At 63.2% G+C, this 24327-nt stretch carries 21 protein-coding genes and 1 tRNA gene; 14 read left to right on the top strand and 8 right to left on the bottom strand.

Annotated features, from left to right (window positions below):
• Positions 1 to 175: 175 nt before the first annotated feature.
• From LB559_RS09810 to LB559_RS09820, 3 genes are read left to right on the top strand one after another with little or no spacing between them, the layout of a single operon-like run.
• Positions 176 to 1051, top strand: a complete 876-nt coding sequence (locus LB559_RS09810; RefSeq protein ID WP_063171224.1) for an ABC transporter substrate-binding protein — start codon at positions 176 to 178, stop codon at positions 1049 to 1051.
• Positions 1044 to 3092, top strand: a complete 2049-nt coding sequence (fhuB, locus tag LB559_RS09815) for a Fe(3+)-hydroxamate ABC transporter permease FhuB (protein WP_224673928.1) — start codon at positions 1044 to 1046, stop codon at positions 3090 to 3092. The genes LB559_RS09810 and fhuB overlap by 8 nt, the downstream gene beginning before the upstream one ends.
• A 23-nt stretch (positions 3093 to 3115) precedes the next feature.
• Positions 3116 to 4015 (top strand): alpha/beta hydrolase, encoded by a 900-nt coding sequence (locus tag LB559_RS09820; RefSeq protein ID WP_224673929.1) that lies wholly within the window; start codon positions 3116 to 3118, stop codon positions 4013 to 4015.
• A 26-nt stretch (positions 4016 to 4041) separates the two neighbouring features.
• Here LB559_RS09820 and LB559_RS09825 read toward each other — a convergent pair whose 3' ends face one another.
• The 4 genes from LB559_RS09825 to LB559_RS09840 all read right to left on the bottom strand — a co-directional run bounded on the left by LB559_RS09825 (position 4042) and on the right by LB559_RS09840 (position 6652).
• Positions 4042 to 4380: a hypothetical protein gene (locus LB559_RS09825; protein WP_013533590.1), complete on the bottom strand. Its 339-nt coding sequence runs from the start codon at positions 4378 to 4380 to the stop codon at positions 4042 to 4044.
• Between the two features lie 387 nt (positions 4381 to 4767).
• On the bottom strand, positions 4768 to 5208 hold the full coding sequence (locus tag LB559_RS09830) for a hypothetical protein (protein WP_013533589.1): 441 nt from the start codon (positions 5206 to 5208) through the stop codon (positions 4768 to 4770).
• Positions 5209 to 5363: 155 nt separating this feature from the next.
• Positions 5364 to 5439, bottom strand: a tRNA-Phe gene (locus tag LB559_RS09835).
• Positions 5440 to 5758: 319 nt separating this feature from the next.
• The gene (locus tag LB559_RS09840; RefSeq protein ID WP_024504770.1) at positions 5759 to 6652 is read right to left on the bottom strand and encodes a helix-turn-helix domain-containing protein; all 894 of its coding nucleotides are present in this window, start codon (positions 6650 to 6652) and stop codon (positions 5759 to 5761) included.
• A gap of 85 nt (positions 6653 to 6737) precedes the next feature.
• On the opposite strand from LB559_RS09840, the gene LB559_RS09845 reads away from it, so the two are divergent.
• The 5 genes from LB559_RS09845 (at position 6738) to LB559_RS09865 (ending at position 13078) form a co-directional block, all read left to right on the top strand.
• The gene (locus tag LB559_RS09845; RefSeq protein WP_224673930.1) at positions 6738 to 8009 is read left to right on the top strand and encodes an extracellular solute-binding protein; all 1272 of its coding nucleotides are present in this window, start codon (positions 6738 to 6740) and stop codon (positions 8007 to 8009) included.
• 209 nt (positions 8010 to 8218) lie between these two features.
• The gene (locus tag LB559_RS09850) at positions 8219 to 9079 is read left to right on the top strand and encodes a carbohydrate ABC transporter permease (protein WP_013530184.1); all 861 of its coding nucleotides are present in this window, start codon (positions 8219 to 8221) and stop codon (positions 9077 to 9079) included.
• Positions 9076 to 9912 (top strand): carbohydrate ABC transporter permease, encoded by an 837-nt coding sequence (locus tag LB559_RS09855; RefSeq protein WP_224673931.1) that lies wholly within the window; start codon positions 9076 to 9078, stop codon positions 9910 to 9912. The genes LB559_RS09850 and LB559_RS09855 overlap by 4 nt, the downstream gene beginning before the upstream one ends.
• Before the next feature lie 8 nt (positions 9913 to 9920).
• Positions 9921 to 11015: an ABC transporter ATP-binding protein gene (locus LB559_RS09860; protein WP_224673932.1), complete on the top strand. Its 1095-nt coding sequence runs from the start codon at positions 9921 to 9923 to the stop codon at positions 11013 to 11015.
• A 35-nt stretch (positions 11016 to 11050) separates the two neighbouring features.
• The gene (locus LB559_RS09865; RefSeq protein WP_224673933.1) at positions 11051 to 13078 is read left to right on the top strand and encodes an aldo/keto reductase; all 2028 of its coding nucleotides are present in this window, start codon (positions 11051 to 11053) and stop codon (positions 13076 to 13078) included.
• Between the two features lie 27 nt (positions 13079 to 13105).
• On the opposite strand, the gene LB559_RS09870 is transcribed toward LB559_RS09865, so the two are convergent.
• Complete coding sequence (locus tag LB559_RS09870; protein WP_224673934.1) at positions 13106 to 13981, bottom strand: AraC family transcriptional regulator; 876 nt, start codon at positions 13979 to 13981, stop codon at positions 13106 to 13108.
• A 247-nt stretch (positions 13982 to 14228) separates the two neighbouring features.
• Here LB559_RS09870 and LB559_RS09875 point away from each other — a divergent pair, with 247 nt between their 5' ends.
• From LB559_RS09875 to LB559_RS09900, 6 genes are all read left to right on the top strand, one after another.
• Positions 14229 to 15695, top strand: a complete 1467-nt coding sequence (locus tag LB559_RS09875; RefSeq protein ID WP_224673935.1) for an alpha-glucosidase/alpha-galactosidase — start codon at positions 14229 to 14231, stop codon at positions 15693 to 15695.
• A 146-nt stretch (positions 15696 to 15841) separates the two neighbouring features.
• Positions 15842 to 17926 (top strand): ABC transporter substrate-binding protein, encoded by a 2085-nt coding sequence (locus tag LB559_RS09880; protein ID WP_064994575.1) that lies wholly within the window; start codon positions 15842 to 15844, stop codon positions 17924 to 17926.
• 111 nt (positions 17927 to 18037) lie between these two features.
• Positions 18038 to 19045, top strand: a complete 1008-nt coding sequence (locus tag LB559_RS09885; RefSeq protein ID WP_224673936.1) for an ABC transporter permease — start codon at positions 18038 to 18040, stop codon at positions 19043 to 19045.
• Between the two features lies 1 nt (position 19046).
• On the top strand, positions 19047 to 20186 hold the full coding sequence (locus LB559_RS09890; protein ID WP_064994576.1) for an ABC transporter permease: 1140 nt from the start codon (positions 19047 to 19049) through the stop codon (positions 20184 to 20186).
• Between the two features lie 9 nt (positions 20187 to 20195).
• On the top strand, positions 20196 to 21863 hold the full coding sequence (locus LB559_RS09895) for an ABC transporter ATP-binding protein (protein ID WP_224673937.1): 1668 nt from the start codon (positions 20196 to 20198) through the stop codon (positions 21861 to 21863).
• Between the two features lie 19 nt (positions 21864 to 21882).
• A complete protein-coding gene (locus LB559_RS09900) occupies positions 21883 to 23253 on the top strand; it encodes an alpha-glucosidase/alpha-galactosidase (protein WP_224618678.1) in 1371 nt (456 codons plus the stop codon).
• 5 nt (positions 23254 to 23258) lie between these two features.
• On the opposite strand, the gene yacG is transcribed toward LB559_RS09900, so the two are convergent.
• The 3 genes from yacG to infA are packed head-to-tail and all read right to left on the bottom strand — an operon-like array spanning position 23259 to position 24322.
• Complete coding sequence (gene yacG, locus LB559_RS09905; RefSeq protein ID WP_224673938.1) at positions 23259 to 23456, bottom strand: DNA gyrase inhibitor YacG; 198 nt, start codon at positions 23454 to 23456, stop codon at positions 23259 to 23261.
• Positions 23453 to 24082 (bottom strand): Maf-like protein, encoded by a 630-nt coding sequence (locus tag LB559_RS09910; protein ID WP_013530196.1) that lies wholly within the window; start codon positions 24080 to 24082, stop codon positions 23453 to 23455. Before LB559_RS09910 ends, yacG begins: the two co-directional genes overlap by 4 nt.
• 21 nt (positions 24083 to 24103) lie before the next feature.
• Entirely contained in the window at positions 24104 to 24322 is a 219-nt protein-coding gene (infA, locus tag LB559_RS09915; protein ID WP_006200926.1) for a translation initiation factor IF-1, read from the bottom strand.
• Between the last annotated feature and the right edge of the window lie 5 nt (positions 24323 to 24327).

Raw genomic sequence — 24327 nt, forward strand, 5'->3', positions numbered from 1 at the left:
GCGGTTGCGTGAAAGTTGACTGGGCAGGCATCTTAAATGTTGACTAGTATACTCATGTTTCATAGTCACCGGGCAGTGGTCACTGGAGACCAACCCCCGAAAAGCAGGGCCGGCCGCATTGCAGAGAGACCAAGAGCCCCAGTCGAGAGCCGCGCCCGATCATTTGCGCAGCCGAATGACCCGGCGCCAGGCGCTCGGGCTTTTTTCGCTGCCGTTCGCCGGCATGAGGTCCTCCACGGCTGAAGCCCGTCCGTTGCGCATCGTCTGCCTGGATGACGGGTTGACCGAGACCTTGCTCATGCTCGGTGTCAGCCCGGTCGCCATTGCCGATCGGGAGGTCTGGGAGAAATGGGTGGTCGAGCCGCGGCTGCCGCCCGACGTCGCCGATCTCGGCACGCTGCTCGAGCCCAATCTCGAATTCCTGCAGCAGCTCAGGCCCGACATCATCCTGTCCATGCCGTATCTCGAGGGCATCAAGCCGCTGCTCGAACGCGTGGCTCCAGTGACGACGATCGGGCTCTATACCGAGGCCGGGCAGCCCTATCGGCGCGCGCTCGAGGCGACGCGCCAGCTCGCCGGGCTTGTCGGCAAGGAAAGCGAAGGCGAGGCGCTGATCGCGGCGACAGACGCGTATTTTTTGGAGGTTCGCCAGCAGTTGGCGCCGCTTTCGGCACGGCCGATCTATGTCGTCAGCTTCCTGGACCCGCGCAATGTGCGCGTCTACGGCGCAAAGAGCCTGTTTCAGGAGGTGTTCGACCGCATCGGGCTCAGCAACGCGTGGACGGCCGAGACCAACTATTGGGGGTTTTCGACCGTCGGCATCGACGGGTTGGCGACATCCAGCGATGCGCGCCTCGCCTATCTCGAACCCTTGCCTGAGGGCGCCGGCGGCACGCTGACCGAAAGTCCGGTCTGGAATGCCATGCCCTTCGTGCGCAACCGCTCGATCATGCGCCTTCCTGCCGTCCTGATGTTTGGCGCGCTTCCATCCGCGAGCCGTTTTGCCCGGGTCCTGGCATCGGCGATGACCGCGGAGGCCGCCCATGGCTGAGGATGCTGCCATTGCCCAAAGGGGGAAGCCTGCGTCGGCCGGCCGGGCCTCCGTGTGGAGCTTTTCCAGCAATCAGCCGGTAGGCGCGATCCTGCTTTGCGCGGTGCTGCTCGCGGCTGCGGCAGCGGCAACCGTCTCGAACCTCACCGTGCAACTGCCATCGGCGCTCTGGCTCCAATCGCTCGCCGCCCCCGACATCGCTGACATGCGGCAGGTGCTCGTCCACTATGCCTTCCTGCCCCGGCTTGCGATCAGCCTTTTGTGCGGTGCGGCGCTCGGGCTTGCCGGAGCTGTCCTGCAGCAGGTTCTGCGCAACCCGCTCGCCTCGCCTGAAACCGTTGGCGTCTCGGCCGGCGCCTATCTGGCGCTGGCACTGGCGACGCTTCTGTCACCGTCCCTGCTTGCCTTCGGCCGCGAATGGGTGGCGCTGGCCGGCGCATTTATGGCCCTTGCCGCCGTCATCGCTCTGTCCTGGCACAAGGGCCTGTCGCCGCTTTCGGTGGTGCTGGCGGGGCTTGTGGTCAGCCTCTATGCCGGCGCCATCGGTGCCGCTCTCATCGTGCTGCGGCATGAATGGCTGGCCAGCCTGTTCATCTGGGGCGCCGGTTCGCTCGGCCAGCAGGACTGGTCGACGACGCTGTGGCTTTTGCCCCGCATCGGCGCAGCGGCGCTTGCGATCTTCTTCATGGTGCGGCCCCTGACCCTGCTTGGCCTCGACGATGAAGGCGCGCGCAGCCTTGGCGTGCCGCTCGGCGCCTATCGCTTCGCCGGACTGGCGGCCGCCGTCGCGCTGATCGCCTTTGTCGTTGCCGCTGTCGGCGTCATCGGCTTCGTCGGCCTGGCCGCGGCGACGCTCGCGCGCATCGGCGGTGGCCGGCGGCTTGGCCAACAGCTGGTGATGGCGCCGCTGATCGGCGGCGCGTTGCTGTGGGCCGCCGATCAAGGCGTGCAGATCGCCACCGGGCCGCAAGGCGACCTGCTGCCGACCGGAGCGATCACAGCACTTCTCGGTGCGCCGCTGCTGCTCTTGCTGCTGCCGCGCCTTGCGCTTGGCTCGGAAGCCCCGACCTTGATGGCCGTGCGCCTGCCGCGCGCAAGCCGGCCCGGCCTTGTTCTGATGGCACTCGGCCTGGCTCTGCTTCTGCTGCTCGGGCTGGCCCTGCTCTATGGACCGGGTCCGCATGGCTGGACCTTCGCCTTCGGCGACGAGCTGCAGCCTTTGCTGTCGTGGCGGTGGCCTCGCGTGCTTGCCGCGCTGAGTGCCGGGGCGATGCTGGCGCTTGCCGGGCTGATGATGCAGCGGCTGACCGGCAATCCGATGGCCAGCCCCGAAGTGCTGGGCATCAGTGCCGGTGCCGCCCTTGGCATGATGGTGGCGCTGTTTGCGCTCGTCGATGCCGGGCGCCCGGTTCAGACGGCGGCGGCAACGATCGGCGCCTTCGCCGCTTTGCTGGTGACGCTGGCGATCGGCCGTCGTGCCGCCTATGCGCCGGAGCGGCTGCTGCTTGCCGGCGTTGCTCTGACGGCCTTGTTCGACGCGCTGATCCTGGTGCTCACCGCGACCGGCGATCCTCGCGCCATGCTGCTGCTCAACTGGCTGACCGGTTCGACCTATGGCGTCGATGTCGGTGACGCCCTGCTGACCGGTGGTATCGCGGTCTGCCTCTTCGCGCTCGCGCCTTTCTTCATGCGCTGGCTCGACATCCTGCCGCTCGGCTCCGCCGCCGTTCAGGGCCTTGGCATCAACCTGAAGAGGGCGCGGCTTCTCGTGCTGCTGGCCGTCGCGGCACTCACCGCGGCTTCGACGCTGATCGTCGGTCCGCTGACCTTCATCGGCCTTATGGCGCCGCATCTTGCTCGTCGCCTTGGCCTTTCCCGTGCGCTGCCGCAGGCCATTGGCGCGGTGCTCGCCGGCGCGCTGATCATGGTCGCCGCCGACTGGGTGGGCCGGATCGCCATCTTCCCGCGCCAGATCCCGGCCGGTCTCGTCGCCACGTTGATCGGCGGCCCGGTGCTGATGTGGCTGCTGCGCCGCCGCTGACCGTTTTGCCCCTGGAGATATCCATGTCCAAGATATCCATGTCCAACGCAACGCCAGCCCTGATCGCCAACACGGCGGTCCACGATCTTGTTCCGGCGCAGGGCGGCGCGCCCTGGCGGATATTCCTGCATGTGCCGTCCGGGCCGGTGCCCGAGGCCGGCTGGCCGGTCCTCTACATGACCGACGGCAACGCCGTCATCGGCACGGCGGTCGACGCCATGCGCGCGCAGGCCTTCTATCCCACGGGCACCAATGTCGGCTGGGGCGTCATCGTCGCCATCGGCTATCCCGTCGACGGCGCCTATGATCCGCTGCGCCGCTCATGGGATCTCGGCCCGCCGCCAGGCAAGACCTACCCGCCCTTCCACGAAGGCACGCCCGAAGTCCGGACCGGTGGGGCAGGGAAATTCCTTGCTTTCATGGAGGATGAGCTGAAGCCGTGGGTCGCCAGCCGGGTCACGGTCGATGCCAGCCGCCAGGCGCTTTACGGCCATTCTTTCGGTGGCCTGTTTGCGCTCTACGCCCTGTTCACGCGGCCTTCTTCCTTTCAGACCTGGATCGCGGCGAGCCCCGCCATCTATTGGGAAGAGCGTGCCATCGACCGCTTTCTCGAAGCCTTCGAGGCCGCCATTCCCGATGGTTTGGCGGCGACCTTGATCCTGTCGACCGGCGAGTACGAGACCGAGAAGCTGGCGCCGTTCCAGATTGGCGCCGAGGACGAGGAAAAGCACCTGAAGCAGAAAAAGGTGACACGCACCGACGCATTCGCGCGGGCAATGGCGCAGCGTCTTGACGCTCTCCCGGGCGTGCGCGCCAGTTTCGAACTGCATGCCGGCGAGAACCACATGTCGATCCTGCCGGTCACCGTCAATCGCGCGGTGCAGGCGGTGTTTGCGGTGAGGAGGGACACCGCCCTTTGCTGAACGCCGCAGCAAGACGGTCGGCGCTGTCATTCCTGTGAAGGGGAGGCGCTCAATCGGCGGTAGGAGACGCCGCCGAAGTTTGCCGTCACAAAATCCGTGACGGACATCTTGCGCTTGCCTCCGTCGCTGCAGGCGTAAACCGGCCAACCGGCATCGCTGCATTCGCTGGCAGCGCAGATGCGCGCCAGGCAGTTGCCGATAGTCAGCCGGAAGCCGCCCTTGCCGGCGAAGCCTTGCAACAGGCTGCCGTCCGCCGAGCGCCATGTCCGCGCACGGAATTCCGCCCGCAAAAGCAGTGGTTCGAGAGGGACCGCAAGGTTGTTTTCGCCGGCACGCCCTGCGAGCTGCAGACGGAAGCGCGCCATTGCGGTCGCGTATGCAGTCACAAGATCGGCTTGGCGAAAATAGGCGGTTGCCAGGCTTGGGCGGTCAAGCAGATGAGACGTCCACTCGCCTGCCCCTACCGGCCTCACCAAGGCAACAAAGGCAAGAAAGGCAAGAAAGGCGAAGCAAGCTCGTGACATTTCCAGCAGCCATATCTGTCTCGGCGTGCCGGTTTGCCCCCCGGTTGCCCTCCCATAACATCCCGCCAATCGGCGCCCGGCGCAAGCCGCTTGCTAAGGCAGTTCAGAAGGCCGCCGAGCAAGGGATCCTGGAGCCGAAGACGGTGACCCGCATCGACGAACCTGTGCGGGCGATCGCGAGAGGGTGGCGGTGTTTGCGGCAAGGGATCTTGACCAGCCCAGGGTTTCCTAGCCGATGCGAGCCGGCGGCAGCTCGAACAAAGTGGCGCCGTTCTCCCGGCCGCGCTCGACATAGCCGATGACGCCGAACCATCTTGCGACATCCGGCCCCTGGAGCCAACTGCGCGAATGGATGGCGAGGTTGCCGGCGAGCGCCTGGATATGCCTGATATGCCGCTTGCAGAAACGGACGGTCGTGGCCCGGAAGAAGTCCTCCCGTGCGGCGAACAGCGTGTCGGCGGCGTCGCTGTTCTCATGCCAGGCGATGATCGCCACGGCCTTGTCACCCTCGACAAGCGCGTGCGCGCGGCCCTCCTTCAAATTCATCATAAGGTTGTCGTAGGCGATCTTGCTGTCCTTGCCGGCAGCGACGTATTCGTCCGACATCCGCTTGGACAGACCGCGAAAGACATCCTCCAGATCCCCAAGCGTTGCTGCGCGTGCTCTCATTTCACCTCCTGCAGCCCCAACGGGCAGTTTGCCCTAGGGTTGAGGGGTGGCCAAGCAAATTAAATCCGCCGGCGGGCTAATGTGCGCAAAGTGATTCCACTTGGCGATGCAGGCGGCGACGCGACGGGGGTGCCCAGAACGGACCACGGGAAAAATGGTGCCCAGAGGCGGATTCGAACCACCGACACGCGGATTTTCAGTCCGCTGCTCTACCAACTGAGCTATCTGGGCCTGTTCCGGCAAACGAAAACTCGCAGGCCGGAATTCATCGAGGCGCCGTGGGCGCCCCTTGAAAGCGCGTGGGTTATAGCACGGGAATTCGGCCTGTCCAGCGCCTAGGTGGCGATTTCAGGCAGGAAAAGCGATGCCGTGCGGCGCCCGGGTTTCCATGCCGCTTGCGGGCCGGAATCGCGCACGGCATGGCACTATCTGGCCTTCTTCACCCTGGTCGGCGTCGTTATTGCAGGCTGAAACGCCGTGACATGTCTTTTAGCCGGCGGTCGAGGCGCAGCAATGCTCGCGGCACTGGGCGCCCGCAAGTCGCCATCGCCTATCTGGCGCCGGTCACGCCGCGGCGAAAATCGGAAGGCGACATGCCGGCGAGCTTGCGGAACGACTTGTTGAAGGCGCTGAGCGAGCCGAAACCCGAATCCATGGCGACGCGCAGCACATTGGCGTCCTGATGCATCAAAAGCGCCTGCGCATAGCTCAGCCGCAACAGGTTCACATATTCATTGAGCGTCATGCCGGTGGATTTCTTGAACAGGCTCATGGCGTATTTGGGATGGATGTCGGCGGCCGCGGCGATGTTCACGCAATCGATGTCATAGAGGAAGTTTTCGGCGATGAAATCGCACATGCGTCCGACATTCCGCGACGATTGCTGGTCAAAGGGGCTGCCTGTTTCCTGGTCGGTCGGAGTTGCGGATACCAGCCGATAGGGCTCGAACCGCACTCGCTCCAGCCGCAGCAGCAATTCGTTGACGGCATGTTCGGCCTTGGCCTGGTCGCCGGACCGGGCGTAGCGGTTCCAGCGCTCGAAATTATGGTTGTCGGACTGGTCGGTGGCTGATGTCACCAGTGTTGCGCCCGTCATCAGCCGGTGCCTGATGTCCGTGGGCAGGTGCAGCCGGAAGAAATGCACCAGTGGCAGATGCGCTCCGGCATAGATGGCGTCGTCGGACAAATCGTCCATCTGGTGCGGCAGGCCACCCCAGAACAGGCACATCTCGCCGGCCGAAAGCGAAATCTCGTGGTCGTTCATGCGGTAATGCACGCTGCCGCGCACGATGAAATTAACCTCGACCTGGGCGTGCCAATGCGGCTTGAGCATCACCAACGGATTGGTGTGAAACATCTGCAAGAGCAGCGGCAGGCCTTCCACGCTGCTGGCCCCAGGCTGGTAGAACGGCCGTTCAGGCATCTTACTTTCCGCCAATTTCATATTCCCTTTGACGGCGACAGGCCTTGCCCGGTGCATAGTCTAGCCACGCTCACAGTGAGAGAGCAAATGAAATGGGAGGATTTCAATGCGCATCACAATGACCTGCGCCGCGCTCGCGCTTGCCCTGGGCTCAGCCCCGGCCTTCGCGCAATCCGGCGAAATCACCATCTGGAGCTGGAATGTCGCGGCTTCATCGCTGAAAGCGACCATTGCCGGCTTCAACAAGCAATTTCCCGACGTCAAGGTCACGGTCCAGGATCTCGGCAACCAGCCGACTTACGACAAGTCGATCGCCGGCTGCGCCGCCGGCGGCGTCGGGCTGCCTGATGTCGTCACCATCGAGAACGGCGAGGCCGAGAATTACTGGAGCCAGTTCCCCGACTGCTTCGTCGACCTGCATACGCTCGGTTACACAGCCGACGACCAGAAAAAATTCCCCGATTTCAAGCGCACCGAGTTGGAAGTGGGCGACAAGGCCTACGCGATGCCGTGGGATTCCGGCCCGGTGGCCGCCTTTTATCGCCGCGACTTCTACGAAAAGGCCGGCGTCGATCCGGCTTCGATCAAGACCTGGGACGATTTCATCGCCGCCGGCAAGAAAATCCAGGCCGCCAATCCTGGCGTCTCGATGACCAATGCCGATTTCAACGGCGACTCGGAATTGTTCCGCATGATCTCCAACGAACAGAGCTGCGCCTATTTCTCCGAGGACGGACAGTCGATCACGGTCAACCAGCCCAAATGCATCGATGCCATGACCAAGGTCAAGGAGATGAAGGACGCCGGCATCATCTCGTCGGCCGACTGGGGCACCAAGATCACCAACAACACCGCCGGCACCGTCGCCACCCAGATCTATGGCGGCTGGTATGAGGGCACCATTCGCACCGAATCTGCCGGCGAAAACGGCAGATGGGGCGTCTATCTGATGCCGAGCCTCACCGCCGACGGGCCGCGCGCCGCCAATCTCGGCGGGTCCTCGCTGGCCATCACCTCGGCTTCCAAGAACAAGGAGGCTGCCTACGCCTATCTGAAATACACGCTCGGAACCAATGAAGGCCAGATCACGATGCTGAAGGAGTTCGGCCTGGTACCGTCCCTGGTCTCGGCACTCGACGATCCCTATGTCGCGCAAGGCCTGTCTTACTGGGGCGGCCAGGCGGTATGGAAGGACATTCTCGGCACCTTGCCGAAGGTTGTTCCGAGCCGCGGCACGCAGTTCCAGAGCGACGCCGAAATCATCGTCCGCGCCGTGCAGACCAAGTATCTGGCCGGCGGCTATCCTGACGCCAAGGCGGCGCTCGACGATGCCGCAAGCCAGATCGCGGCGGCGACCGGACTGCCCGTCAAATCTTGATTACCGCTTCTCCTTCTCCCCTTGTGGGAGAAGGTGGATCGGCGCGATAGCGCCGAGACGGATGACGGGTGCTCCAGCGGAGTGAGACGTTGGCGTTCCCCGGAACACCCCTCATCCGTCGCCTTCGGCAACACCTTCTCCCACAAGGGGAGAAGGGAAGACCCAGGCGACGGCGTGAAACAACAATCGGTAGAAGGAGGAGGAGGAAGATGCGCAATCGTAACGCCACGGCCTATCGCTTCCTCACGCCCTATCTGCTGATCTTCGCGATCTTCTGGGTGTGGCCGATCATCAGCTCCTTCATGATTTCCTTCCAGGCGACGCGCACCGTGCCGTGGCGGTTCGCGCCGAGCTTCAACTGGGGCCGGTTGATCGGCGATCCGGCCTTCTTCAACGCCCTGAAGAACACGCTGCTCATCCTGGTCATCCAGGTGCCGGTGATGATCTCGCTGGCGCTCGTCATGGCGGTGCTTTTGAACTCGCCGCTCTTGAAGGCGCGTGGCCTCTACCGCTTCGCCTTCTTCGCCCCGGTCGTGGTCGGCGAGGTTGCCTATTCGGCGGTGTTCCGGCTGATGTTCAACCTCGATTTCGGCATCATCAACAAGCTCCTGAACAGCGTCGGCCTGCCCAAGATCGACTGGTTCTCCAACGTCACGCCGGCGATGGCGCTGATCATGATCGCGGTGACCTGGCGCTGGGCCGGTTACAACGCCATCATCCTGCTCGCCGGCATGCAGTCCATTCCCGAAGACGTCTACGAGGCGGCGACGCTCGACCGCGTCAGCAAGCTCAAGCAGTTCTTCTACATCACCCTGCCGCTGCTGAAGCCGGTCATCGTGTTCTGCCTCGTGCTGTCGATCATCGGCACCATGCAGCTGTTCACCGAGCCCTTCCTGATCACCGAGCGCGGCGGGCCGGGCGGCGGCACGGAGACGCTTGGCCTGCTGCTTTACCGCCAGGGCTTTCGGTCGCTCAACTTCGGCTACGCCTCTGCCGTCGCCTACACCATGGCCGGGCTGGCGATCGCCATCACGCTGGCGCAGCTGTGGCTGACGAGGGAACCGAAATGAGTTCGCGCTCCTCCGCCAGGCTGGGACGCAGCATCGCTCTGCATCTGTTCCTGACGCCGCTGGCGCTGATCTGGCTGTTTCCGCTGTGGATGATGGTGGTGTTCTCGACCATGCCCGACAACGGCATCTTCAGCCCCGGCATCGAGCTTTTGCCGCACGGCAATTTCATCGACAATTTCAACAATCTGCAGCGTGACACGAACTTCGTCGGCGCCATCGGCATTTCGGTCTCGGTGGCGGTGACCTACACCATCCTGTCGGTGCTGCTGACGTCGATGGCCGGCTGGGCGCTGGCCCGCTACCAGTTCTTCGGCAAGGGCGCGGTTGCCGCCATCATACTGGGCACCATAACGCTGCCCTATGCGGTCGTGCTGATCCCGCAGTTCATCATGGTGGCGCGCGACTTCAAGCTCGCCAACACCTGGGTGGCGCTGATCGTTCCGCCGCTGTTCAATTCGCTCGGCGTGCTGTTCATGCGGCAGAGTTTTTCGATGATGCCGGACGACCTCTTCGATGCGGCGCGCGTCGAGGGCGTGAAGGAGTGGCGCATCTTCCTCTTTGTCGCGCTGCCTTTGGCGCGGCCGATGCTGGCCGCACTCGCCATCATCCTGTTCCTCGCCTCCTGGAACAATTATCTGTGGCCGCTTTTGATCAACAGCCAGCCCGGTTCGATGACGGCGCCGGTGGCGCTCGGCACGCTGATCGGCCTCACCAAGGTGTCATGGGGCGGCATCATGGCGGGCGCTGTAATGCTGACGGTGCCGATGCTGGTCGTCTTCGTGCTGCTGCAGCGCCATTTTATCGCCGGCATTGCCGCCGGCGCGGTCAAGTAAGGGGCAGCATGGCAACGGTCACGCTCACCAATGTCGTCAAGCGCTTCGGCGTCTTCGAGGTCGTCCATGGCGCCAGCATGGACATCAAGGACGGCGAGTTCGTCGTCTTCGTCGGCCCCTCCGGCTGCGGAAAATCGACGCTGCTCAGGATGATCGCCGGGCTCGAGGACATCAGCGGCGGCGAGATCGCCATCGGCGGCAAGGTGGTCAATGATGTCGAGGCGGCCGAACGCGGCATCGCCATGGTGTTCCAGTCCTACGCGCTGTATCCGCATATGAGCGTCGAACAGAACCTCTCTTTCGGCCTGCGCATGACCGGCAATCCAAAAGCCGACACCGAACGGCGGGTGAAGCGGGCGTCCGAGATCCTGCGCATCAGCGAATTGATGGACAGGCGCCCGAAAAAACTCTCAGGCGGCCAGCGCCAGCGCGTCGCCATCGGCCGCGCCATCGTGCGCGAACCGCAGGTGTTTCTGTTCGATGAGCCGCTCTCCAATCTCGACGCCGAATTGCGCGTCCAGATGCGCGTCGAGATCTCCCGGCTCCATAAGGAACTGGGCACGACAATGATCTATGTCACCCACGACCAGACCGAGGCGATGACGCTCGCCGACAGGATCGTCGTGATGCGCGCCGGCCATATCGAGCAGATCGGCCGGCCACTCGATCTCTACGACAACCCCGACAATCAGTTCGTCGCCGGCTTTGTCGGCTCGCCGAAGATGAATTTCATCAAAGGCCGGGTTGTCGGGCACGATGCACCTGGCGTCGTGGTCGAACTGGCGGGCCAGGAGAAGACCCGCATCACGCAACCGCTGACTGGCACTGCGCCCGAAATAGGCAGCCCAAAAATCGGCAGCAAGGTCATTGTCGGTGTGCGGCCCGAACATTTCGGCAATGCCGGAGAAGGCGACGCCGACCTTGTGGTTGCCATCGACGTGATCGAGCACCTGGGCGGCACAAGTTTCCTCTATGCCAGAACGGCCAACGGTGACGACGTGGTGATCCAGCGCGACGCGGCAAAGGTCCCCGACACGTCCGCGATCACCGTTTCCATCCGCAAATCCTACCTGTTCGACGAAAAAGGACTGCGGCTGCGCTGACCGCCAGCCCTTTCCAGCCTTCAAGGAGAATGACAATGACCGCAACCACGCCCATTCGCTGGGGCATTCTCGGCCCGGGCAGCATCGCCCAGTCCTTTGCCGGTGGCGTGGCCGCTTCGGACACCGGCAAGCTGGTCGCCATCGGCGCACGCAATCCCGCCAAGCCGGGGCTTGCCGAGCGTTTTCCCGGTGCCCGTATCCTCGACGGCTACGACGCGCTGCTCGCCGACCCCGACATCGACGCGGTCTACATTTCGATACCGCATCCAGGCCATGCGCAATGGGCGATCAAGGCGGCCGAGGCCGGAAAGCATGTGCTGTGCGAAAAGCCGCTGGCGCTGACCGCCTTCGAGGCCGACGCCATGATGCATGCTGCGCGCAAGGCCGGCACATTCCTCGGCGAAGCCTTCATGTACCGGTTGCACCCGCAGACCAAGAAGCTGGTGGAGCTGATCAGGTCCGGCGTCATCGGCGAGATCAGGATGATCAAGTCGAGCTTCGGTTTCGCCATGCCGGGCTTCATGCCGCAGCACCGGCTCTATGCCAACGATCTCGCCGGCGGCGGTATTCTCGATGTCGGCGGCTATCCCGTCTCGATGGTCCGGCTGATTGCCGGTGCGGCCGTCGGAAAGCCCTTCAGCGAGCCAGACAAGGTGGTCGGCACCGCCCATCTGGGCCAGTCCGGCGTCGACGAATGGGCCTCCGCGCTGCTGCATTTCCCCGGCGGCATTGTCGCCGAAGTCTCCTGCAGCATCTCGCTCAACCAGGACAATGTGCTGCGCATCCTGGGCACAAGGGGCCGCATCGAAGTGCCGGACTTCTGGTTCGCCGGCGGCAACCGCGATGTCGGTCTCGGCCGGATAGACGTCATCGCCTCCGATGGTACGCGCCAGAACATCAGCGTCGACGAGAAGCGCCATGTCTATTCCTTCGAGGTCGACGCAGCCGGCGAGGCGATCCGCGCCGGCGGCCAAGAATTCGCCTGGCCGGGCATGGCGTGGGCGGAAAGCCTCGGCACCTTGCGTGTGCTGGACAAATGGCGGACGGCAGCCGGCCTCGAATACGGGATCGAGAAGGCCGAGCAGCGCACCAACACCATCTCCGGCCGGACGCTACGGTCCGGCGGCACGGCGGTCGCCAAGCGCACCATTCCTGGCCTGTCGAAGCCGGCATCGGTGGTGGCGCTCGGCTTCGAGGATTTCCGTACGTTTTCCTCAGGTTCGATCCTGCTCGATGCCTTTTTCGAGGCCGGCGGCAATCTCTTCGATACCGGCTATGTCTATGGCGGCGGCTATACCGAGAAGCTGCTTGGCGAATGGTTGAAAAACCGTGGCGTGCGCGCGCAATCGGTGGTCATCGCCAAGGGCGCGCACTCGCCGCTGTGCTATCCTGATGTGATCGGCAAGCAGCTCGACCAGACGCTCGAACGCCTGCAGACCGATCATGTCGATGTCTACTTCATGCACCGCGACAATCCGGATGTGCCGGTCGGCGAATTCGTCGATGCGATGGATCGCGAGGTCAAGGCCGGCCGCATCCGCGGCCCGTTCGGCGGTTCGAACTGGACGATGGAACGCATGGATGAGGCAATTGCCTACGCCGAACGCACCGGCAAGCAAAAGCCCGGTGCGCTGTCCAACAATTTCTCGCTGGCCGAAATGCTGGAGCCGATCTGGGCTGGCTGCGTCACGTCCTCCACGGATGTCTGGAAGGCCTGGCTGACATCCAGGCAGATGCCGAATTTCGCCTGGTCGAGCCAGGGGCGCGGCTTCTTCACCGATCGGGCGGGTCGCGACAAGCAAGACAATGAGGAGCTGGTGCGGGTCTGGTACTCCGAGCGGAATTTCGGCCGCCGCGACCGGGCGATCGAACTTGCCGCGAGACTGGGCAAGAGCCCGATCCATATTGCGCTGGCCTATGTGCTCGCTCAGCCCTTCCCCTCCATCCCGCTGATCGGGCCACGCACGCTGGATGAACTGGACGACAGCCTGCGCGCTCTCGACATCACGCTTTCGCAAGCCGATCTCGAATGGCTGGACGGCGGCAGCCTGCGCGCTGCCTAGTTGGCTGCCTGTTTAACCGTGGCGGCGTCAGGTCTCGTCATCGAACGCCCTGACGCCGCGCCTGGCCGGAGTCCGCAAATTCGCGTACATGCCTGTGGTGCGGAACTGGCTCGGTGTGATGCCGTAGCAGCGGCGGAAGACCTTTGAAAAATAGTTCGCTTCCTCGAAGCCGCACAGGATGGCGACTTCCTTCACCGGCAAAAAATCCGCTTTGGTCAGCAGCTTCGCCGCGCGTTGCAGGCGCTGCTGCAGCACGAACTCGGCCGGAGGCAGGCCTTCGCTCTCGGCGAAACAGCGTGAGAAATGGGCTCGGCTGAGGCCGCTGATCTGGACCAGGTCCGCCACCGGCAGCGGCTTGTCGAGATTGGCGTTGATGTGATCGATGACCGGCTGCATGGCGCTTAGTTTTTCGGCGAAGGCATGGGAACCGAAGACATCGTCATAGAGCGCCATCGCAGCCTCGTAGGCTATCGCGGAAGCAGCACCCGGCGAAGCGGCGCCTTTGATCAGGCGCAAGCTGCAATCGGCAAGATGATCGATTGTCGCCGGCTGCAGCCGAAATACAGGACCCGAGACGCTGAGGATCGACCTGTGGATGCGCAGCGCTTCCTCGCCGTTCATCGAAATCCAGAAATATTCCCAGCGCTCATCTCCAGCCAGCCAGTAGCGGTGGTTGTGCGGCACCAGCACCAGCAATGTGTCGTTCTTCTGCAAGCGGTAGTTGCGGTTTTCGTAGCGCAGCCGGCCAGTCCCGCTGATCGTGTGCTGGAGCACGGTGAACGGTGTCTGACCGCGCTTGCGGCCGTCCCAGTCGTAGATTTCGTCCTCGCGCACTTCGTAGCCCGTGCTCGTCGGCATGGCGTGCAGGCGCTGGCGGCCGCGCGGCAGCGAGATCGTGCGCATGGACTGTCCGTGTTCTATCAAATCATGCAGCACAAAATTACCCCTGAAAGCATAATCCTTCTCTGGTCGCGCTCGCGAATAAGCGCATAATCCCCATCGAAAAGCGAGAGAGATCCGCAGTCAAGGAGCGGACAGGGAGGTTGGCGAGCCGGATTCCGGCTTGTCCTGCATACATGTCGCGGCATGTGGCTACAGCCTCCATTGTCATTCCTTGCCTTGCAATTCGAAATGGAATGAGGTGCGGCTGATGAGTTTCAAAATCGCTATCATCGGTGCCGGCAGCGTCGGCTTCACCAAGAAATTGTTCACCGACATCCTGTGCGTGCCCGAATTCAAGGACATCGAATTCGCGCTGACCGACGTCAGCGAGCACAATCTTCAGATGATCAAGGCGATCCTCGACAGGATCGTCGAGGCGAACAGGTTGCCGACCAGGGTGACGGCGACCACCGACCGCCGCAAGGCGCTCGAAGGCGCTCGCTACGTCATCAGCTGCGTGCGGGTCGGCGGCCTCGAAGCCTACGCCGACGATATCCGCATTCCCTTGAAATACGGCATCGACCAGTGCGTCGGCGATACGATCTGCGCTGGCGGCATTCTCTATGGCCAGCGCAACATTCCGGTGATCCTGGATTTCTGCAAGGACATACGCGAGCTCGCCGAGACGAACGTCAAATTCCTGAACTACGCCAACCCGATGGCGATGAACACCTGGGCGGCGATCGAATACGGCAAGGTCGACACTGTCGGGCTCTGTCACGGCGTCCAGCACGGCGCCGAGCAGATCGCCGAGGTGCTTGGCGCGAAGTCCACGCAGGAGCTCGACTATGTCTGTTCCGGCATCAACCACCAGACCTGGTTCATCGACCTGCGCCTCAACGGCCGCCCCATTGGCAAGGATGAACTGGTGGCCGCTTTCGAGGCGCATCCGGTCTATTCCAGGCAGGAGAAGCTGCGCATCGACGTCCTGAAGCGCTTCGGCGTCTATTCGACCGAAAGCAACGGTCATCTTTCCGAATATCTGCCCTGGTACCGCAAACGTCCCGACGAGATCACGCGCTGGATCGATATGTCCGACTGGATTCACGGCGAGACCGGCGGCTATCTCCGCTACTCCACCGAAACCCGCAACTGGTTCGAGACGGAATATCCGCAGTTCCTCGAAGCGGCGTCCAAGCCGATCGACCGCGAGAAACGCTCCAACGAGCATGCCAGCCACATATTGGAGGCGCTGGAGACCAACCGCGTCTATCGCGGCCACTTCAACGTCAAGAACAATGGGGTGATCACCAACCTGCCGCACGATGCCATCATCGAGTCGCCGGGCTTCGTCGACCGTTTCGGCATCAACATGGCCGCCGGCATCACGTTGCCGGAGGCTTGCGCCGCCACCTGCATCGCTTCGATCAACGTCCAGCGCATGTCGGTGCATGCCGCGATATCAGGCGACATCGATCTTCTGAAGCTCGCCGTGCTGCATGACCCGTTGGTCGGCGCGGTTTCGACGCCGGAGGAGGTTTGGCAGATGGTCGACGAAATGGTCGTCGCCCAGGCAGCCTGGCTGCCGCAATACGCCCATGCGGTTCCGGCCGCCAGGGAGCGGCTGTCGACATCCAAGGTGAAGACCCGCGAGTGGGCGGGCGCCGCACGGCGCAGTGTTCGCTCGATCGAGGAATTGCGCGCCGAAAAAGCCGCGCTGAAGCAAGCCGGCTGAAACGGGCCGGCTGAAACGGGCCGGCTGGAAATTCATGCGGTGATGGTGGATCCATGGGAGGCGGATCCACTGCCACGAAGCCGTTTGAATTCGAGGAGAGGCGGAGCGGGTGCAAACGCTCCGGACCAACAAGAGGGAGAGAGACAGTGAGGAATTTACGCAATATCGGCCTTGCTGCCGGACTGGCGCTGAGCGTCTCGGTCTCGGCACTCAGTGCATACGCTTCCGAGCCGACGGTTCCGCCGGCGCCGACACCGTTTCCCGCCGAAGGCAAGATCAATTATGTCGCGCGCGACTCCATTCTGGAGTTCAAGGCGCTTCCCGAATATCAAGAGCCCGACTGGGTCACCGAGAAATACGTCAAGACCGGCAAGCTTCCGCCGGTGAAAGACAGGCTGCCGAAGGAGCCGCTGGTCTTCAAGACGGGCAATATGCAAGACGGCATCGGCGTCTATGGCGATACGATGCGCCACGTCATCGGAGGGCGGCCGGAAGGCTGGAACTACGGCGCCGGTCAGACGCAAGGCTGGGGCGGCATCGACATCGGCCTCTCCGAATGCCTGACGCGCACCGCCCCGCTGTTCCAGGTCGAGGCCAAGGACACCGAGCCGCTGCCGAACCTGGCCAGCAGCTGGGATTGGTCGAGCGATGGCCACAAGCTGACCATGCACCTCATCGAAGGCGCGAAGTGGTCGGACGGCGTGCCGTTCAATGCCGACGACGTCATGTTCTACTGGGACGACGAGGTCGTCGATCCCAACGTCTCGCCGCTGAACGGCGCCACGCCGGAAACCTTCGGCGTCGGCACGACGTTGAAGAAGATCGACGACTACACCGTCGAATGGACCTTCAAGGACGCCTTCCCGAAGCAGTACCTGTATGCCATGGCCTACGGCACCTTCTGTCCTGGCCCCGCGCACATCCTGAAGCCGCAGCATCCGAAATATTCGAAGAACACCTATGACCAGTTCAAAAATGCCTTCCCGCCGGAATTCATGAACATGCCGGTGATGGGCGGCTGGGTCCCGGTCGAATACCGGCCGGACGATATCATCGTCATGCGCCGAAATCCCTATTACTGGAAGGTCGACGAAAAGGGCAATCAACTGCCCTATCTCAACGAACTGCACTACAAGCTGTCGACCTGGGCCGATCGCGACGTCCAGGCGGTGGCCGGCGCGGCTGATTTTTCCAATCTGGAGCAGCCGGAAAACTTCGTCGCCTCGCTGAAGCGTGCGGCGGAGGCGAACGCGCCTGCCCGTCTTGCTTTCGGCCCGCGGCTCATCGGCTACAATCTGCGCTTTAATTTTTCCGCCAATGGCTGGGGCAATCCGGACGAACGCGGCCAGGCGATCCGCGAGCTGAACCGCAACGAGGATTTCCGCAAGGCCGTCACCATGGCGCTCGACCGCAAGGCGCTCGGCGACTCGCTGGTCAAGGGGCCGTTCACCGCCATCTATCCCGGCGGCTTGTCGTCAGGAACCAGCTTCTACGACCGCAATTCGACGGTCTACTACCCCTTCGACCTCGATGGCGCCAAGGCTGAACTCGCCAAGGCCGGCCTCAAGGATACGGACGGCGACGGCTTCGTGAATTTCCCTTCCGGCACCGCCGGCGGCAAGAATGTCGAGATCGTGATGCTGGTCAACAACGACTACACGACCGACAAAAGCCTTGCCGAAGGCGTCGTCGCCCAGATGGAAAAGCTCGGGCTGCGGGTCGTGCTCAACGGCCTCAACGGCACCCAGCGGGACGCTTCGCAATACTCCGGCCGCTTCGATTGGCTGGTCCGGCGCAACGAACAGGAACTGACCTCGGTGGTGCAGAACACCGTGCAGCTTGCCCCTGTCGGCCCGCGCACCAGCTGGGACCATCGTGCGCCGGAAAATGGCGAGGTCGATGTGATGCCGTTCGAAAAGGACCTCGTCGACATCGTCAACAAGTTCGTCTCCACGCAGGACAATGACCAGCGCGCCAGCTTGATGAAACAATTCCAGAAGATCTCGACGGAACACGTCTACAATGTCGGCCTGACGGAATATCCCGGCGCGCTGATCGTCAACAAGCGCTTCTCGAACATTCCGCAGGGCACGCCGATCTTCATGTTCAACTGGGCCGAGGATTCGATCATCCGCGAACGGGTATTTGTCGCCGCAGACAAGCAGGCGAAATATGAATTGTTCCCCGATGAGCTGCCCGGCAAACCCGGAGAGAAGGGGCTGATGAATTAGGTTTACCTCCCTGACTGAGAGACCTCCGGCCGCGCCGCTGGCGCGGCCGGACAAACCAACCTCCGGACGCAACCAAGGGCGCGATCGGCGAGACAAGGAAACGAACCGTCCATGCTGCGATTCCTGCTCACGCGCATAGCGTCGGCAATCCCGGTCCTCGCCATTTTGAGCCTGGCCACCTTTGCCATCATCCAGGCGCCGCCGGGTGACTATGCCGACTACATCCGCTCGCAGGCGATCAACCAGGGTGGAGCTTCCTTTGCCGAGGCCGACGCGCAGGCAAAGGCCTATCGCATCGAGCATGGCCTCGATAAGCCGCTGCCCGTGCAGTATCTCAACTGGATCGTCGGCATCGTCACTCGAGGCGATTTCGGCTACAGCCTGTACTACAACAAACCGGTCGCCGATGTGGTCGGAGAGCGCCTGCCGCGCACGCTCCTTCTGGCGCTGGTCTGCCATCTGCTGGCCTCGGTGCTGGGCATCACATTCGGCATATGGGCGGCGACAAGGCAATACACCTGGATCGACTCGACACTGTCGGCCATCTCCTTCCTCGGTATGACGGTGCCGCGCTTCCTGATGGCGCTGATCATCGTCTATCTCCTGGTCTTCCAGTTCAACGTATCTGAGATCGGCTCATTCTTCACGCCGCAATATGGTGGTGCGCCGTGGTCGTGGGCCAAATTCGTCGACCTCGTCAAACATGTCTGGCCGGTGGTGGCGATCGCCACTTTCGGCGGCCTCGCCTACAATATGCGCGTCATGCGCGGCAATCTGCTCGATACGCTGAACGCGCAATATGTCGAGACGGCAAGGGCCAAGGGGCTGACGGGTGCTGCCGTCGTCATGCGCCACGCCGTGCCCAACGCGCTGCATCCGCTCATCATGTATCAGGGCGTGGTGCTACCCTATATGCTGACGGGCGAGATCGAGACGGCGATCATCTTCGCACTGCCGACCGTCGGCCCGGCGATCGTCGGCTCCATGGCTGTCGGCGACGTCTATGTCACTGCCACCTTCATGATGGTCCTGTCGGCGACGCTCATCGTCGGCAACATCATCGCCGACATGCTGCTCGTGCTGCTCGATCCGCGCGTGCGCCAGTTCGGGGAGCGTTGAGATGCTGGCGCGCGATCCATCCCCTCCACCGCTGCCTGCCGAAGGGCCCATCGTCGCCAAACCGGCGCATGGCAACGAAAGCTACATGGCGCTTGTCTGGCGCCGGCTGAAGCGCTCCTGGACCGGCATGGCCGGGCTCTGGCTCGTCGTGCTGCTGCTGGTGATGGCCGTATTAGCCGAATTCATCGCGCCAATGGACCCGAAGGTCACGGATGTCGGCTTCGCTCCGCCGCAGGTGCCAAGCTTCCATGACAGAGACGGCGGTTTCACCGCACGGCCGAGGGTCTATGCGCTGGCCGATTCGGCGGACCTCGATCCGGTCACTTTCCAGCCCGTCGTCGGCCCCGACTATGATCATCCTAGGCTGCTCGGTTTCTTCGTGCATGGCGCGCCCTACAAGCTGTTTGGGCTGCTGCCGGCGGACCGGCATCTGTTCGGCTCGCTGGACGGCCAGCCGGTGCATTTCCTGGGCACCGACAAGTTCGGCCGTGACGTGCTGTCGCGCGCCATCCACGGCTCGCGCGTCTCGCTGATGATCGCCCTGACGGTCGTCTTCATCATCACCGTCATTGGCACCACCGTCGGCATGGTTTCCGGCTATTTCGGCGGCAGGTTCGATGTCTGGATGCAGCGCTTCGTCGAACTGGTGCTCGCCTTCCCGCAGCTGCCGCTCTATCTGGCGCTGACGACACTGATCCCGGTCACCGCTCCCACCAACGTCTTCCTCGCTTTCGTCATCATCGTCATGTCGGCCTTGGGCTGGGCGCAGATGTCGCGCGAAGTGCGCGGCAAGACGCTGGCGCTGGCGCGGATCGAGTATGTGCGCGCCGCCATGGCGGTCGGCGCCACCGACCGGCGCATCATCATGCAGCACATCTTCCCCAATGTGATGAGCCATGTGATCGTCGCCGTGACGCTGGCGATCCCGACCGTGGTGCTGCTCGAATCCTTCCTCGGTTTCCTCGGCTTCGCCGTCAAGCCGCCGCTGATCTCGTGGGGCCTGATGCTGCAGGACACCGCGACCTATTCCGTCATCGGCACCTATCCCTGGATCCTGTCGCCGGTCGGTTTTGTGCTGGTCACCGTCTTTGCCTTCAACGCGCTTGGCGACGGCCTGCGCGACGCCGTCGACCCTTATTGAGGTGCTGAGATGACCGTCGCGCTCGCCGAATCCTTCGCACCGATCGTCCGTCACGACCATGACGGACGCCAGGACCAGCCGATCATCGATGCCCGCAACGTCGCCGTGGCCTTCAAGGTGGAGCATGGCGTCGTCGAAGCGGTCAAGGACATCTCGTTCCAGCTCTATCGCGGCGAGACGATCGCCATCGTCGGCGAATCCGGTTCGGGCAAGTCGGTGACGGCGCGCACCGTCATGGGCCTGCTGTCGCGGCGCGCCACGGTGTCGCCCGGCTCGAGCGTCTGTTATGACGGGCAAAACATCCTGAAATTTCCCGAGAGCGCCCGGCGCAAGCTGCGCGGCAACCGCATCTCGATGATCTTCCAGGAGCCGATGAGTTCGCTCAACCCGATCTATACGGTCGGCAGCCAGATCGTCGAGGCGATCCGGGTGCATCGTAAGGTCAGCCGCAAACAGGCTTGGGCGCGAGCGCTCGAACTTCTGCAGCACGTGCAGATTCCCGATCCTGCCGCGCGGCTCAGACAATACCCGCATCAGCTCTCGGGCGGGCAACGCCAGCGGGTGATGATCGCCATGGCGCTGGCCAACAATCCCGACGTGCTGATCGCCGATGAGCCGACCACGGCGCTCGATGTCACCGTCCAGGCGCAGATCCTGAACCTGATCCGCAGCCTGCAGAAAGAGCTGCGCATGGCAGTGATCCTGATCACCCACGATCTCACCGTGGTGCGCCAGTTCTCCGACTACGTCTATGTCATGCAGCATGGCGAAATGTGCGAGCACAACGTCACCGAACGGCTGTTCGCCGATCCGCGGCATCCCTATACGAGGCGGCTGCTGGCTTCAGAGCCGCACGGGCAGCCGAAGCCGCTGCCGGAGGGCTGTGGCACCATTCTCGAGGCCAGCGGCGTGCGCGTCTCATTCATGCTGCGCCACGGCACCGCTCTGAAACCCGACTGGCGCGAATTGGTCGCCGTCGACGATCTCAGCCTGAAACTCTGTCGTCATGAGACGCTGGGGCTGGTCGGCGAGTCCGGCTCCGGCAAGACCACCTTCGGCCAGGCCCTGCTCCGGTTGATCGACGCCAAGCGCGGCGAGATCCGTTTCGACGGCAAGCCGATCCACGGCCTGTCGCGGGCCGAGATGCGGCCGTTGCGCTCGCGCATGCAGATCGTCTTCCAGGATCCGTTCTCCTCGCTCAACCCGCGCATGACGATCGGCCAGATCATCGAGGAAGGGCTGATCGTCAACAGCATAGGGGCGACGCGGCGCGAGCGGGTCGAACGGGTGCGCGACGCGCTGGTCAGCGCCGGCATGCCGGGCGATATACTGTCGCGGTTTCCGCACGAATTCTCCGGCGGCCAGCGACAACGGATCGCGATCGCCCGCGCCATAGCGCTCGAACCAGAATTCATCCTGCTCGACGAGCCGACATCGGCGCTGGACCTCTCCGTCCAGGCGCAGATCATCGACCTCCTGCGCAAGCTGCAGGACGAGCGCGGCCTCAGCTACCTCTTCATCTCGCACGACCTCAAGGTGGTGCGTGCGCTGTGCCATCGCGTGATCGTCATGCAGAACGGCAAGATCGTCGAGCAGGGCCCCGTCGACGACATCCTGTCCAATCCCAAGACCGCTTACACCGAACGGCTCGTCAGGGCCGCTTTCGATGTGGCCTGAACATATGCCGGAGGTTAGCATGGCAAGAAATCCCAAGATCACGTTCATCGGCGCCGGCTCGACGGTGTTCATGAAGAACATTGTCGGCGACGTGCTGCAGCGCCCGTCGCTGTCCGGCGCAACGATCGCGCTGATGGACATCAATCCGCAGCGGCTGGAAGAGAGCGCCATTGTCGTCAACAAGCTGATCGCGACGCTTGGCGTCAAGGCGAAGACCGAGACCCATTCGGATCAGCGCAAGGCGCTGGCCGGCGCGGATTTCGTCGTCGTCGCCTTCCAGATCGGCGGCTACGAGCCCTGCACCGTCACTGACTTCGAGGTGCCGAAGAAATACGGCCTGCGCCAGACGATCGCCGACACGCTCGGCGTCGGCGGCATCATGCGGGGCTTAAGGACCGTGCCGCATCTGTGGAAGGTGTGCGAAGACATGCTCGCCGTCTGCCCGCAGGCGATCATGCTGCAATATGTCAACCCGATGGCGATCAACACCTGGGCGATAGCAGAGAAATACCCTGCGATCAGGCAGGTCGGCCTCTGCCATTCGGTGCAGGGCACGGCAATGGAACTGGCTGAAGACCTCGACCTTCCCTACGAAGAGATCCGCTATCGCTCGGCCGGCATCAACCACATGGCGTTCTATCTGAAGTTCGAGCATCGCCAGCCGGACGGTTCCTACCGCGACCTCTACCCAGATCTCGTGCGCGCCTATCGCGAAGGCCGCGCGCCCAAGCCCGGCTGGAACCCGCGCTGTCCCAACAAGGTGCGCTACGAGATGCTGACCAGGCTCGGCTATTTCGTCACCGAGAGCTCGGAACATTTCGCCGAATACACACCCTATTTCATCAAGGACGGCCGCCCGGACCTGATTGAGAAGTACGGCATCCCGCTTGATGAATATCCCAAGCGCTGCATCGAACAGATCGAGCGCTGGAAGGGGCAGGCTGAAGCCTATCGCTCGGCCGATCGCATCGAGGTAGAGCAGTCCCGGGAATATGCCTCCTCGATCATGAATTCAGTCTGGACCGGCGAGCCGTCGGTGATCTACGGCAATGTCCGCAACAATGGGTGCATCACCTCGCTGCCCCGCGATTGCGCCGCCGAAGTGCCGTGCCTGGTCGATGCCTCCGGCATCCAGCCGACCTATATAGGCGACCTGCCGCCGCAATTGACCGCGCTGATCCGCACCAACATCAACGTGCAGGAACTGACGGTGCGGGCTCTGATGACCGAGAACCGCGAGCACATCTACCACGCGGCGATGATGGATCCGCACACCGCGGCCGAACTCGATCTCGACCAGATCTGGTCACTGGTCGATGATCTCTTGGCCGCTCACGGCGACTGGCTGCCGGGCTGGGCGCGGGTGGCGCGCAAGACCGAGGCCGCCTGACGACCTCATTTCGGAGCGTCGGGTTCCGTCTCTTCCTCGTCATCGCGGGCCTTGATGACATAGGCGCCCTTCAGCCAGCGGTTGAGGTCGATGTCCTTGCAGCGCGTCGAGCAGAACGGAAAGCTGTCGCGCGCCGAGGGCTTGCCGCATTCGGGACAGGGGCGCTTTGGGCGCAAGGGCGTGACTTTGGGATCGGAATTCACAGCCGGGTTCCCGCCAGCCAGCCGCCATGCACCTTGAAGCCTTCGCCGCTCAGCAGCGCGATGGTCTCATACAGCGGCAGCCCGACGATGTTGGTGTAGGAGCCGACCAGCTTGACGACGAAGGCGCCGGCGAGGCCCTGGACGGCGTAGCCGCCCGCCTTGCCGCGCCATTCGCCCGAGGCGATATAGGCGTCGATCTCTTCGCGCGGCAGCCGCTTGAAACGCACCCGCGTCTCGACCAGGCGCTGGCGCAGCTTGCCACCCGGGGTGATAAGGCAGATGCCGGAATAGACCCGATGCGAACGGCCCGACAACAGCCCGAGACAGTTGGCGGCGTCGTCGAGGGTTTCTGCCTTGGGCAGGATGCGCCGCCCGACGGCAACCACCGTGTCGGCGGCCAGCACGAAACCCGGCGCATAGTCGGCTTCGGTCTTCAGTGACGCAAACGCCTTTTCGGCCTTTTCCTTCGACAGCCGCTTGGCCAGCGAGCGCGGATGCTCGGCACGCAGCGGCGTCTCGTCGATATCGGCCGGCAGCACGCGGTCCGGCTCGATGCCGGCCTGCTGCAAGAGCTCGATTCGGCGCGGCGAACCCGAGGCAAGCACCAGCTTCTGCAAAATGCTCATCGCGGACCAGTCGGGCTTTGCTTACTTGAAACGATAGGTGATGCGGCCCTTGGTCAGGTCGTATGGCGTCATCTCGACCAGAACCTTGTCGCCGGTCAGCACGCGGATGCGGTTCTTGCGCATGCGGCCGGCCGTATGGGCGATGATTTCGTGTTCGTTTTCGAGCTTTACCCGGAACATCGCGTTCGGCAACAATTCCGTCACGACACCCGGAAACTCGAGGACTTCTTCCTTCGGCATTCGAT

Origin of the sequence: Mesorhizobium sp. BR1-1-3, assembly GCF_020165455.1 — a bacterium.
In the GTDB taxonomy this organism is placed as follows: domain Bacteria; phylum Pseudomonadota; class Alphaproteobacteria; order Rhizobiales; family Rhizobiaceae; genus Mesorhizobium; species Mesorhizobium ciceri.

What these genes read in the sequence shown, in the direction of transcription:
- LB559_RS09810 (WP_063171224.1), top strand. Translation starts at nt 176, where the DNA reads ATGACCCGGCGCCAGGCGCTCGGGCTTTTTTCGCTGCCGTTCGCCGGC.
- fhuB (WP_224673928.1), top strand. Translation starts at nt 1,044, where the DNA reads ATGGCTGAGGATGCTGCCATTGCCCAAAGGGGGAAGCCTGCGTCGGCC.
- LB559_RS09820 (WP_224673929.1), top strand. Translation starts at nt 3,116, where the DNA reads ATGTCCAAGATATCCATGTCCAACGCAACGCCAGCCCTGATCGCCAAC.
- LB559_RS09825 (WP_013533590.1), bottom strand. Translation starts at nt 4,380, where the DNA reads ATGGCGCGCTTCCGTCTGCAGCTCGCAGGGCGTGCCGGCGAAAACAAC.
- LB559_RS09830 (WP_013533589.1), bottom strand. Translation starts at nt 5,208, where the DNA reads ATGAGAGCACGCGCAGCAACGCTTGGGGATCTGGAGGATGTCTTTCGC.
- LB559_RS09840 (WP_024504770.1), bottom strand. Translation starts at nt 6,652, where the DNA reads ATGAAATTGGCGGAAAGTAAGATGCCTGAACGGCCGTTCTACCAGCCT.
- LB559_RS09845 (WP_224673930.1), top strand. Translation starts at nt 6,738, where the DNA reads ATGCGCATCACAATGACCTGCGCCGCGCTCGCGCTTGCCCTGGGCTCA.
- LB559_RS09850 (WP_013530184.1), top strand. Translation starts at nt 8,219, where the DNA reads ATGCGCAATCGTAACGCCACGGCCTATCGCTTCCTCACGCCCTATCTG.
- LB559_RS09855 (WP_224673931.1), top strand. Translation starts at nt 9,076, where the DNA reads ATGAGTTCGCGCTCCTCCGCCAGGCTGGGACGCAGCATCGCTCTGCAT.
- LB559_RS09860 (WP_224673932.1), top strand. Translation starts at nt 9,921, where the DNA reads ATGGCAACGGTCACGCTCACCAATGTCGTCAAGCGCTTCGGCGTCTTC.
- LB559_RS09865 (WP_224673933.1), top strand. Translation starts at nt 11,051, where the DNA reads ATGACCGCAACCACGCCCATTCGCTGGGGCATTCTCGGCCCGGGCAGC.
- LB559_RS09870 (WP_224673934.1), bottom strand. Translation starts at nt 13,981, where the DNA reads ATGCGCACGATCTCGCTGCCGCGCGGCCGCCAGCGCCTGCACGCCATG.
- LB559_RS09875 (WP_224673935.1), top strand. Translation starts at nt 14,229, where the DNA reads ATGAGTTTCAAAATCGCTATCATCGGTGCCGGCAGCGTCGGCTTCACC.
- LB559_RS09885 (WP_224673936.1), top strand. Translation starts at nt 18,038, where the DNA reads ATGCTGCGATTCCTGCTCACGCGCATAGCGTCGGCAATCCCGGTCCTC.
- LB559_RS09890 (WP_064994576.1), top strand. Translation starts at nt 19,047, where the DNA reads ATGCTGGCGCGCGATCCATCCCCTCCACCGCTGCCTGCCGAAGGGCCC.
- LB559_RS09895 (WP_224673937.1), top strand. Translation starts at nt 20,196, where the DNA reads ATGACCGTCGCGCTCGCCGAATCCTTCGCACCGATCGTCCGTCACGAC.
- LB559_RS09900 (WP_224618678.1), top strand. Translation starts at nt 21,883, where the DNA reads ATGGCAAGAAATCCCAAGATCACGTTCATCGGCGCCGGCTCGACGGTG.
- LB559_RS09910 (WP_013530196.1), bottom strand. Translation starts at nt 24,082, where the DNA reads ATGAGCATTTTGCAGAAGCTGGTGCTTGCCTCGGGTTCGCCGCGCCGA.
- infA (WP_006200926.1), bottom strand. Translation starts at nt 24,322, where the DNA reads ATGCCGAAGGAAGAAGTCCTCGAGTTTCCGGGTGTCGTGACGGAATTG.